At 30.2% G+C, this 12,449-nt stretch carries 9 protein-coding genes; 2 read left to right on the top strand and 7 right to left on the bottom strand.

Annotated features, from left to right (window positions below; genetic code table 11):
* Window positions 1–56 precede the first annotated feature (56 nt).
* The 7 genes from WHD54_RS05415 to WHD54_RS05385 form a co-directional block, all read right to left on the bottom strand.
* Entirely contained in the window at window positions 57–1,358 is a 1,302-nt protein-coding gene (locus WHD54_RS05415) for a hypothetical protein (protein ID WP_088323999.1), read from the bottom strand.
* A gap of 18 nt (window positions 1,359–1,376) precedes the next feature.
* Window positions 1,377–2,216, bottom strand: coding sequence for an EamA family transporter (locus WHD54_RS05410; protein ID WP_088324000.1), 840 nt, complete (start codon window positions 2,214–2,216; stop codon window positions 1,377–1,379).
* 353 nt (window positions 2,217–2,569) lie between these two features.
* A complete protein-coding gene (locus tag WHD54_RS05405) occupies window positions 2,570–2,986 on the bottom strand; it encodes a hypothetical protein (protein WP_088324001.1) in 417 nt (138 codons plus the stop codon).
* A 43-nt stretch (window positions 2,987–3,029) separates the two neighbouring features.
* Window positions 3,030–4,322 (bottom strand): threonine synthase, encoded by a 1,293-nt coding sequence (gene thrC, locus WHD54_RS05400; protein ID WP_088324002.1) that lies wholly within the window; start codon window positions 4,320–4,322, stop codon window positions 3,030–3,032.
* A 42-nt stretch (window positions 4,323–4,364) separates the two neighbouring features.
* On the bottom strand, window positions 4,365–5,288 hold the full coding sequence (locus WHD54_RS05395; protein ID WP_088324139.1) for a homoserine kinase: 924 nt from the start codon (window positions 5,286–5,288) through the stop codon (window positions 4,365–4,367).
* A gap of 36 nt (window positions 5,289–5,324) precedes the next feature.
* Window positions 5,325–7,763 (bottom strand): bifunctional aspartate kinase/homoserine dehydrogenase I, encoded by a 2,439-nt coding sequence (thrA, locus tag WHD54_RS05390; protein ID WP_088324003.1) that lies wholly within the window; start codon window positions 7,761–7,763, stop codon window positions 5,325–5,327.
* Between the two features lie 311 nt (window positions 7,764–8,074).
* A complete protein-coding gene (locus WHD54_RS05385) occupies window positions 8,075–9,637 on the bottom strand; it encodes a hypothetical protein (protein ID WP_088324004.1) in 1,563 nt (520 codons plus the stop codon).
* A gap of 133 nt (window positions 9,638–9,770) precedes the next feature.
* On the opposite strand from WHD54_RS05385, the gene WHD54_RS05380 reads away from it, so the two are divergent.
* Window positions 9,771–10,946 carry a 2-isopropylmalate synthase gene (locus WHD54_RS05380; RefSeq protein ID WP_088324005.1) on the top strand — a complete coding sequence of 392 codons (1,176 nt, stop codon included), beginning with the start codon at window positions 9,771–9,773 and terminating at the stop codon, window positions 10,944–10,946.
* Window positions 10,947–11,047: 101 nt separating this feature from the next.
* The gene (leuB, locus tag WHD54_RS05375) at window positions 11,048–12,169 is read left to right on the top strand and encodes a 3-isopropylmalate dehydrogenase (RefSeq protein WP_088324006.1); all 1,122 of its coding nucleotides are present in this window, start codon (window positions 11,048–11,050) and stop codon (window positions 12,167–12,169) included.
* Window positions 12,170–12,449: the final 280 nt, after the last annotated feature.

Raw genomic sequence — 12,449 nt, 5'->3', positions numbered from 1 at the left:
TTGTATCATTCTTTAATTCATACATTATTTGTGCTTATTAAATTCTCGGTAAAAAACTAATCTAAATAGTTGATTAAATATTGTTTATCAAAACGCTTGAATTTAGAAGTTTTAGCAAAGTTACAATATGCTAACTGGTGTTGCTTTTTATCTTCACTTTCTTTAGAAATATGATAACCCATAATGTGATAGAAAACAAGGTAATAATCCCAATGAGAGCCAAAACTAATTTTTTCTTTGTTAAGGTTTATAAATAGGCGTTTTGCTATTCTATAATTATCACTTTTTAAGTTGTAAATTATTTCATTGATATTTATAATAAAAAGATCTAAATTAGAATGTGTATAGTATTCATCTGTTATTATGTCGTAAAATTCTTTTATAATTTCATCTAACATATCAAATCTTTTAGCTAACAATAAATGATGAATAAATTCATGTAAATAATTACGAATGTAGGTTTGTGGAGTAATTTTACTTTTAAACAATTTTAGATAATGAGCAGCTCTTTTTTTATCATTATGTTCTTGAGAACATAAAATCTGGAAACCATAATAACGCCCTTTAAGAACATCTGGCATGCAACTTAGTTGTGTATCTGGAATTTCAAATATTTCTGGTTTATTCCCGTTTAAAAAAGTTCTTAAATTGAGTATTAATCGTAAGAAAAGTTTTTCTTGAGTTTCATTTGTGTGCGATTTAATAATCTCTAAAATTTTACCATACCTATAGTTAATATTTATAATATCTATATAAATGTATATAGCGTTAATTTTAAAGTTTTTAATTTTTAACAGTTTCGTAATAATTTTTTCAAACAGAGGAGTAGGTATCGAATTTAAATAGATGGAAACTTGATAAGCAAAACCTACTATAAAAGTATTTCGATGGTCTTTAAGTTGCAATAATTTATTTTGAGAATCATCAAATAACTGTTCAATATAATTCCACTTTTCTAATAGAATAGCATGTTCAAATAATGACATGATAAAGTTGATTTGCCCATATTTATAGTATAAAGATTCTATAAATTTAAAATCATTAGCACTCAAAGAGTCTTTATGCTTTAATTGTTGAATTTTAATATCTGTATACAAATGGTCAAATCTATTTTTATGTTTTATATAATCATAAAAAGATTTATAGCCTAGAAAAATAGAGAGTGTGTTAACGGTATTTTTACTAGCTTTTCTTTTTGGTATAAGTCCCCAGAATCTTCTTATAGTGCTTAAACTTACAGTTGTAATATCAGTTTCTAATAGCAAACTTAAAAGTGCTCTAGCTTCTGTAGTTGATACTATTCTAAACCCAATAGTTTTTTCAATGTCGTTTCGTAATAGTTCTTCAAATTGTTTCATACTATTATGGTATTATAGTTAAAAGTAAAACCATATTAAACCACTAAGCATGGTTAAGATTCCTATTACAGCATCTGCTTTAAGTGTTTCTTTATTAATTATAACATCCAATAATACTGTTATTACGGGTGTTAGTAAACCTATTAAGGTGTAATGAAAAGGGTGTGTAGATTTTAAACCCTCTAAACCTAATATAACAGCTAAACTTATTGGTAAAGCAAAAAGGGCGTACTCCCATTTTTTTATATAATTAGGTCGTTTTTTTTTATTGGGTTTATATAAATGAATAGTGCTAGCTAAAATTAACACTGTTAACTCTTGAGAAAATGCAATTACTACATTGGGTGTATTTTCTAATAATAGCCATTGTAAATACAACAAACAACCAAAGCAAATATGAGCTATTAAAAAATAAATATGAGCAACAAAAATGTTTTTATTTTTTTTGATTTTGAATTTTTTGTAAATGAAATAGAAATACCCAAAAAAAACCAATATAATTGGCCATGGCCTAGACAAAACAACTAAAGTATTTGTTTTCTCTCCAATAATTCCAATTATTAATACTAGAAGCAGGCTATATACAGAAAACTCTATAATACTTCCGTTTTTGAAACCCTTTACCAAACAAACCAAACCTATAAAACCAAGAATACTAATTGGCAATAGATTTAAAAGGTTTTTTTGAAGCTCAAAATCAGTATTAAAAAATACATACACCAAAATGATCCCCGTAAAAGTAGTGGTAAAAAAAGCTCTTTTACGAATCAATTTAAAAAGACTTTCTTTTTTTACATAGTTCGACCAAAGTAGGTTGTTTAAAGAAAATAATAATACGCTACCTAAAAGATAAATCATACGTAAATTTAATAAAAACAAATGAACATTTAATGAACATATTTATAAGTTTAAAAATAATAAATTTGATGTATTAAGCAAACTCAATCAGGTACAGATATACATATAAATAAACAACTGAAAAAGAAGAAGTAGTAGAATTGAACTAGAGATATGTTTGGCTTTTGGATTCATTACCTAAAACGAAATAAGGTTTAAAAAAAAGCATTAAACATCTGTTAAACTCAATTCATTTTTATGATGTGGGTTTGTAATTCTACAAATATTTTAAGTTAGATAATACTGTGGAATGTTATCTGTAAATAAGAAGCTCTTTGATGTGTCAAAGAGCTTCTGTTTTTTATCAGCAAAAACTACTTACAGCCACTTTCTTCTTTTTTTATAACTTTAAAAACGGTGGGAATAATGGTGTTTTTCCAGCCCTCTACTTCGGGGTTTTTAGAAACATTATAACCTTCTAACTCTATATAAATTGGTGTTCCGGGTTCTTTTACGTTGGTACTGTAATACTTTTCTAATGCTAAATAGCCTTCCGTATTTTCATAAGTTCCTTCTTTTGGTTTTACAGCATGTTTTACGCCAGTTTCACAGTCTTCAAAAACAGCCGCATCTGCAAAATAGATAAACTTGCCAGTTCTGTAGTTTCGCATATTTTCGTAACTATCTATAATAACTTTTGGTATACTTGTTTTTTGAATAGTAGTTTTAGCACAAGCTATAAAAATGACATTTAAAGCTAATAAACGTATCGTTAATGTATATTTTCTCATAGATGTTAGGATTAAGAAATTATTTTATTTAAAAAACGTATTTTTAAGGTTGATTATTTTGCAAGTAAGCTTTTAGCTCTTTGTATTCATTTATTTGAATAGCTACTTTTTCTTTGTGTAGTATTTTTTTTATTTGAGGCGGAATAGGCACTTTTATGGGAAGTGTTTTCTCTACAATATCTAAAAATTTTACTGGATGTGCAGTCTCTAGAAATACACCAAATTCAGTGTCCTTTAATTGGTGTTTCTTTAAACCTAAATAGCCAACAGCACCATGAGGTTCTGCAATATAACCTGTTTTTTTATAAACAGTTTCCATGGTTTTAGTTGTCTCTTCATCCGAGAAACTAAAAGAAGAAAAAACTTTTTTAAGTGTTTCTATATTATTTTGAAACAATTCTTCAATTCTAATAAAATTACTTGGATTTCCAACATCCATAGCATTAGAAATGGTTGCTTTAGATGGTTTGGGTTGGTATTGCCCTTTCTGCAAGTAGTTCGGTACGGTGTCATTTATATTTGTAGCTGCAATAAAATGTTTAATTGGTAGCCCTAATTTTTGGGCAAGCACTCCCGCACATATATTTCCAAAATTACCACTAGGAACAGAAAATACGAGTTCTTTATTTTTTTTCTTTAGTGTTTTATAAGCAAAGAAAAAGTAGAACATTTGTGGCAGCCAACGCGCAATATTTATGGAGTTTGCAGAAGTTAATTTTCTGGAAATGTCCTCATCTAAAAAGGCAGTTTTTACCATTTCTTGGCAATCATCAAAAACTCCATTTACTTCAATTGCGGTAATGTTTTTACCCAAAGTAGTCAGTTGTTTTTCTTGAATATTACTTACTTTTCCCGAGGGATAAAGAATAACTACTTTAATGCCTTTTGCTTCTAAAAACCCATTAGCAACTGCACCACCGGTATCACCAGATGTTGCCACAAGCACAGTTATTTCCGTTTCCTTATCGTTGTTAAAATATGCCAAACATTCTGCCATAAATTTAGCTCCTACATCTTTAAAAGCCATGGTAGGGCCATGAAAAAGTTCTAAAGAGGCGATGTTGTTTTCTATTTCTACTATCGGAAAATCAAAAGAGAGGGTTTTAGAAATTATCTCTTTTAAAGCCGTAGGCGGAATTTCGTCTCCTACAAACTGTTTAATTACTTCAAAAGCAATTTCATGATTGGAATAATTGGTAATATTATCGATAAAATTTTTAGGCAAAGGGGTAATTTTTTCAGGAAAATAAATACCTCTGTCTTTTGCCAGCCCTTCAATTACGGCATTTTTAAAGTTAGTTTTTGGCGATTTATGATGCAAACTATAGTAGTTCATTTTTTTATTTTTTCTGGTTGATATGTTTTAAAGCGCTATTAGTTATTCGATTATTTTAATTCCGGCAGCATTTATTTTTGAATTAAAAACACGAAAATCGATTTTAGTTTTCGAATACGTTTCGGTAATTACTTTTTGGACCTTAGATGCTATTTCATCACCTTCGCACAAGGCAAAAATTGTAGGGCCAGAACCACTAATTCCCGCACCTAGGGCACCTGCTTTTAAAGCGTTTTTCTTAACCGAATCAAAAAAAGGAATTAAAGCTTTTCTTGCTGGTTCGGCAACCACATCAACCAAAGAATTGCTAATTAGTTGGTAATTGTCTGTATAGAGTCCGCTTACCAAACCGCCCACATTTGCCCACTGTGTAATTCCGTCTTTTAACGCAATATTTTTTGGCAAAACCTCTCTAGCATCCTGTGTTTTTATTTCTATTTGTGGGTGTATGGCAACAACACGAAGTTTTTTAGGAACAGGTAATTTTATAATTTCTAATGGATGATAGCTCCTAACCAATACAAAACCACCAAAAATAGCTGCGGCAACATTGTCTGCTATTTCAGTTCCGCATGCAACTTTTTCGCCAAACATTGCCAATTTGGTAAGTTCTAAATTAGTATATTTTTTTTGTAAAAATTGATTAGTTCCGAAGGCTGCGCCTGCAGCACTTGCCGCAGAGCTTCCTAAACCACTACCAGGTGTAAAACCTTTATGAATGGTAAGTGCTATACCAAAAGGAGCTTTTGTTTCTTGCAGCATTTTTTGTACCACTGCACCAGCAGCATTTTCTTGAACATTATAGGGTAATTTTGCTCCAGAAATTTGCGTTATTGTAACTCCTTTTTTTTGGGTTTTTGTAAATGTCATTTCGTCTCCAATAGTATCTAATGCAAAGCCCATAGAGTCGAATCCGCAGGAAACATTTGCCACAGTAGCAGGAGAAAATATTTTTAAATAATTCATTTTTTTATTTTTAGTACCTCTTATAATTGGCAAAAATTAATCGTTTCCAATTCTTATAACATCTGCAAAAATACCAGAAGCTGTAACTTCTGCACCAGCACCAGCACCTTTTATTATTAAAGGGTTTTTAGGATACCTATCCGTATAAAAAAGAACAATATTATCACTTCCCTCTAAATTATAAAAAGGATGCGTTACCGAAATATGTTGCAAGCCAACTTTTGCTTTTCCATTAGAAAATTCTGCCACATATTTTAGTCGAGAATTTTCTTTTTTAGCATTAGCAAATAATTGTTGAAAATGATTTTCATGCTTCTCTAAAGATTTATAAAACGCATCGTTAGAGCTAGTTTTTAGACTTTCATTGGGTAAAAAAGAATTGTTTTCTATTTCTTCTAATTCTAATTGATAGCCACTTTCTCTTGCTAAAATTAATATTTTTCTGGCAACATCAATTCCACTTAAATCAATTTTAGGATCAGGTTCTGTATACCCTTCTTTTTGAGCCTCTGCCACTATTTTGCTAAAAGTAGTAGTTTCCTCAAAGTGGTTAAATACAAAATTTAAACTACCCGACAGTACCGCTTGAATTTTATGTATTCTATCTCCAGAATTTATAAGGTTTTTTAAGGTATCTATAATAGGTAAACCTGCTCCTACATTAGTTTCAAACAAAAAAGAGGCATTGTATTTTCTAGAAATTTCCTTTAAATTTTTATAGTTATTGTATTCCGATGCACATGCAATTTTGTTGCAAGTAACCACAGAGATACTTTCTTTAAGGTATTTATGGTAAATTTCCGAAACTTGTTTATTTGCAGTATTGTCTACAAAAACACTATTTCGATGGTTCCTTTTTTTTACTTGATTAAAAAAGTCATCTAAGCTAGCTTTGGTTCCATTATTTAATACTTCTTTCCAGTTTTTTAGTGAAATTCCGTCATCATCAAAAACCATTTTTTTAGAATTAGACAAGCCAATCACTCGAATATTAAGTTTTAAATTTTCTTTTAAATATTTTTTTTGTTGAGCAATTTGGGCTAAAAATTTTTCGCCAACATTTCCTACACCGGTAATAAAAAGATTAAGTTGTTTTGTTTTTTCTTCAAAAAACTGCTCGTGTAACGTGTTTAATGCTTTCTTGGCATTATTTTTATGTATCACCGCAGAAATATTTTTTTCTGATGATCCTTGAGCTATCGCCCTAATATTTACGTTATTTCTTCCTAAGGCACTAAACATTTGTCCGCTTAAGCCTTGATGATTTTTCATACTTTCTCCTACCACTGCTATAATAGCCAACTCTTTTTCTATGATGATCGGTTTAATTTTTTTTCGTGTTATTTCAATTGAAAAAGTATCGTCTAAAAGTTGTTTTGCTTTATGAGCGTCTTGTTCGTAAATACCAACGCATATAGAGTGTTCAGAAGATGCTTGAGTTATAAAAGCAACGTTTATGGCAGCTCCAGAAAGTGTTTCGAACAAGCGTTTAGAAAAGCCAGGCACACCTACCATACCTCCTCCTTCTAAGGTAATTAGGCAAATGTTTTCTATGTAAGAAATGCCTTTAACGCCATTTTTTGTCTGTAAATTCTTACGAATTAGTGTCCCTTTTTTTTCGGGTTTAAAGGTGTTTTTTATTCGAATAGGAATTTCTTTTCTTAAGGCTGGTTGTATTGTTGGCGGATAAAGAACTTTAGCACCAAAATGAGATAACTCCATAGCTTCCTCGTACGAAATTTCTGAAATAGGATACGCTTGTTTAACAATACGAGGGTTTGCAGTATACATTCCCGAAACGTCTGTCCATATTTGAAGCTCACTAGCAGCTAGCGCGGCAGCATAAATAGCTGCAGTATAATCTGAACCACCTCTACCAAGTGTGGTAATTTCATGCGCGTTATTGGTTGCAATAAAACCACCTAAAATTGTAACCTGAAAAGAGTTTTTGCTTAAGTAGTCGCGTATTTTTTCATTGGTTTTTTTAAAGTTTACTTGAGCATTTAAATAATCATTATTTGTGTATATCAGTTCAGTACTTTTTTTGTGCGATGCATTCATTATCTCATTTGCGGCATTGGCAATAATTAATGAAGATAAACGCTCACCAAAACTAACTACTTTGGCAGTTGTTTTGTCAGATAATTCTTGCAATAAAAAAATACCATCATAAATTGCATAAAGTCTATCAAATAAAGCAGTTATATGATCTTGAACTTCTTTTTTATTGGTTGATAATAATGTATCGATAATTTCAAAATGATGAACTTTTATAGCCGATACTCTTTTTTTTGCTGCCTCTAGGTTTGTTAATGCATCCTTAGAAGCCTCTAAAAGAGCATCGGTGGTTTTGCCAAAGGCAGAAACCACTACTACAATTTTTTCTTTTTCTGATGCTTCTTTAACAATGTGTAAAACTTTTTTGATGTTTTCTGAGTTGGCTACAGAAGAGCCTCCAAACTTTAATACTTTCATTTTTTTATTTTAATGAAAATTAATATATAATTTTTGTATTCGATGAATTCGAAAATATGTGTACCCTAAATTTTATATGCAAATAAACAACCCCTAAAGGGTAATTGTTGTAGTAGTGCGAGTAGTTGTTTGCATAGACATACCAACCAAAGAGATGGTTTTGAAGAAATTTGTATGTTGCTTATTTATACTCACAAAGCAAAAGTATTGTAATTATTTAATTTAGCAACAGCAATTAGTAATTTTTTTTAAAAACTCCTTAATTTATGTTGTTTTGTAAAAATAACTACTCGTAAAAAACGAATTTACTATTATTTAGTAATTAATTTTGATTTTTCTTTAATGATAACTGCTATTGGTTTGTTTTCAATTTTACTTTCTAACCACGACAAAATATCTAAGTATAAAAAGGCTCTTTTTTCGTAGGGATGATTCTCAAATTTTTTAAGTTTTGAATAAATTTTCTTGAATTCATTTTTTATTTCATGCGGAAAAACATCACTTAAATCTCTTATAGAAGTAAGAAATACTTTTTGTACTTCTTGTAAATTTTCCATTTTTAATAGAAATTTATAAGTATCTAAAAACTGCCTTTCTAAGTCATAATCTAAGCCACACTCATAATGAGCAATAAGGTTTAAAATTCTGGCAAAACACTGTAAGTCTTCTGCAGAGCCGATATCTTTAGAGCTAATAATTTTTTGTAAATAAGTAATGCAAAGCTCATTTTTTCCCATTCCAAAATACAAACAAGCAATTTTATAATAAAGCATCACCACATAATGATTGTCCAATCTGTTTTTATATGTCTCAATTTTTTCGTTGATGTTAGCTACCAAATATTCCCCTTCAGAAAAAGTGCCTTCTAAAAAATGTAAATGGAGTTTATTGGCATATAAATATTCGAAAATAAGTAGTTCGGTATTTGTGTTTAGTGGAATGTTTTTCGAAGCAATATCTTTTTCAAACAATGCCAATTCCTCTTTAAAAGTAGATGTTTTTTTCACAAAGAAACATGCTTCTAATAAATAGTTAATACCTTTTAAATAAAAAACAGGATGCAGGTTTATAAGTTTGGTGTTTTTTCGAAACAAGCTTACCCATTTGCTAGCATACTTATAGCTTTGCAAAAAATCTTGTGTTAAAAAACTATGCCATAAATGTGCTTTATATAACCATAATTTTTCTCTAAAACCTAGGTTTTTATACTTGTATTTTGGTAATCTTTCTTCAAAATAAGTATTTACAAACGCAAGTTCCTTTTCATTTTTTACATAACCACTTTGCAATAAATAGCTGTATAATTGTAAAGATAAATTAGATAATTTACTTGCAATTACGTTGTGCTGACTCAGTTCTTTTGCCTGTATAGAAAGTTGGTCTGCACGGTTGCTTAAACTTCGAGTAATGTATTGAGTTTCTATAACTTTTTCTAATTCTACAATTTCATAAGCAATATTTTTTTCTTCATTTTCTAGTGCTAAATTCTTCGCTTTGTCTAAAAGTTTTAAGCTCTGTTTGTAAAGCCCTTTTTGGTACAATACGGTAGCAAAATCTAATTGCTCTCTAATTTGAATTCTAATATTTTTATGCGCTGGGTTTAAACGTAAACTAATTAAAATTTGTTTGTATAAATGTGCTTTTAAATTAGAAAGTTGTTGTTTAGAAACAATGCCACTACCAATAATTACCTTTTCATCATACACTTTTAGCTTTTCTAAAAACTTAAATAAAGAGAAAAATTTTGCATCAATATTACCACCAAGTCGACCAACATATAAATTAAATTGTCTTTTTTCTGACTTAGTTAAAGACTTTATTAATACAAAAAGAGCATCATTTTGCTGATTGGCGGATGTAATGATTTTGCTCATAAGTAATTGTTTATTAGTTTTTTATCATTTATTTAGTCGTGCTAGAAATCGTATATACTTCCTTTTTTTTTGCACAAATTTAGTGCACAAGATATACATTTGATTTAACTATAAAGATAATCTTTAAAAAATTATGCAAGACAATCAAGTACAAATTTTCGATACTACATTAAGAGATGGAGAACAAGTTCCGGGATGTAAATTAGACACTAAACAAAAATTGGTAATTGCAGAAAGATTAGATTTATTAGGGGTAAATGTAATTGAAGCTGGTTTCCCAGTATCTAGTCCTGGAGATTTTACTTCTGTTTCTGAAATTGCTAAAATTGTAAAAAATGCTACAGTTTGTGGATTAACACGCGCGGTAGAAAATGATATTAAAGTAGCAGCAGAAGCACTTAATTATGCAAAATACCCAAGAATACACACTGGTATTGGTACTAGTGATTCTCATATAAAATTTAAATTTAACTCTACAAGAGATAAGGTGATAGAACGGGCTGTAAGGGCAGTAAAATATGCCAAATCTTTTGTAGAAGATGTAGAGTTTTATGCAGAAGATGCAGGTAGAACCGATAATGAGTTTCTAGCAAAAGTATGCGAAGAAGTTATTAAAGCTGGTGCAACTGTTTTAAATATACCAGATACTACAGGTTATTGTTTGCCAGAAGAGTATGGCGCAAAAATTAAGTATTTAAAAGAGCATGTTAAAGGGGTAGATAATGTCATTTTATCGTGTCATTGTCATAACGATTTAGGTTTAGCAACTGCCAATTCAATTTCAGGAGTTATTAATGGTGCACGTCAAATTGAGTGCACAATAAACGGTATTGGTGAGCGTGCAGGAAACACCGCTTTAGAAGAAGTTGTAATGGTGCTTAAGCAACACCCTTACTTAAATTTAGAAACTTCTATCAATACAAAATTATTATACGATACTAGTATTTTGGTTAGGGAAAGTATGGGAATGCCAGTACAACCAAATAAAGCTATTGTAGGTGCCAACGCTTTTGCACATAGTTCTGGAATACATCAAGACGGAGTTATAAAAAACCGTGAAACCTATGAAATTATGAATCCCGAAGATGTTGGTGTTACAGAAAGTGCTATAGTTTTAACAGCCAGAAGTGGTAGAGCTGCATTGGCATACAGAGCCAAAAAAATTGGCTACGAATTAACCAAAGTACAATTAGACAGTGCATATACATCTTTCTTAAAAACGGCCGATGTTCAAAAAGAAGTAAAAGATGACGATATTCATCAAATAATGAAACAAGTAAATAAAATTTCTAAAATAGCAATGGTGTAAACCATTAAAAATTTGTCTTCAATGGTGGCTGTATCACTTTAATAATTTTTATTATTAGAAATGCAGCTACCTTTGTTAACAACTAACATACAGTAATAAAGATGAAATATACAATTGCAGTAATTCCTGGAGATGGTATTGGCCCAGAGGTTACCAATCAAGCAAAAAAAGCATTAGATGCTGTTGCTTACGCTTACAACCACGTGTTTTTATATAAAGAAGCACAAATGGGTGCTTGTGCCATAGAAGCTACTGGAAACCCTTTACCAGACAAGACAATTGATATTTGTAAAGCAGCAGATGCTATTTTATTTGGTGCTATTGGCGATTTAAAATATGACAATAATCCAGAAGCAAAAGTAAGGCCAGAACAAGGATTGCTTAAGCTAAGAAAAGAATTAGGACTTTTTTGTAATGTTCGCCCTATAAAAGCCTACAATCAATTAATTGAAAATTCACCGCTTAAAAAAGAAGTTATTCAAGGAACTGATATTGTAATTTATAGAGAACTAACTGGCGGTATTTACTTCGGTAAAAAAGAGGTAAGTAAAGATGGTTTATCTGCCTATGACGCATGCTTGTATTCGGTAGACGAAATTTCTAGAATTACACATTTAGCTTTTAAAGCAGCGCAAAACAGAAGGAAAAAAGTAACATTGGTAGACAAAGCAAATGTTTTAGAAACATCGCGTTTATGGCGAAAAACTGTTTCTGAAATTGCAAAACAATACAAAGATGTAACTTTAGATTTTCTTTTTGTAGATAATGCTGCAATGCAACTAATTTTAAATCCAAAACAATTTGATGTTATTTTAACAGAAAATCTTTTCGGAGATATTATTTCAGACGAAGCAAGTGTAATTGGTGGTTCAATAGGGTTGTTAGCCTCTAGTTCTGTTGGAGAAAAGAATGCTTTATTCGAGCCAATTCATGGGTCTTTTCCGCAAGCAAAAGGCAAAGACACCGCAAATCCATTAGCTTCTATTTTATCAGCAGCACTATTATTAGAACATTTGGGCTTACACGATGAGGCAGAAGCAATAGAAAGAGCTGTAGAAAAATCATTAGTTCTAGGAATTACCACAGAAGATATAAAAGGCAAAAAAGATTTTTTTACAGAAACCTCTAAAGTTGGAGATTTTATTGCAGATTATATAATTAATCAAGAAGATAGTAATATGAATTTTATGAATATTCATGCTGGGCAAAGCACAATAATTTAAATAAATCTACATTTTATGTGTTTTATTAATTTCAGTTTTCTTACATTTGTAACTCAAATGCACAAACAAATAGTAAATATCATTTCTATTATTATCATCGTATTTATTACGACATGATAAGGAAGTGATATTTATATACATAATAACAGACCTTCCAGATATTTTGGAAGGTTTTTTTTTGAATTTATTTCAATGATTGAGTATCATAATAAATAAGTGTTAAAAAATTGATAATAAGCGTTTTATGTGTTTTTTTAAATACCTGAGTGTAACTATTTGT

This window comes from Polaribacter tangerinus, from assembly GCF_038024095.1.
GTDB classification, from domain to species: domain Bacteria; phylum Bacteroidota; class Bacteroidia; order Flavobacteriales; family Flavobacteriaceae; genus Polaribacter; species Polaribacter tangerinus.
The sequence above is the reverse complement of the archived record's forward strand: the minus strand, read 5'-3'. Positions and strand labels throughout refer to the sequence as shown.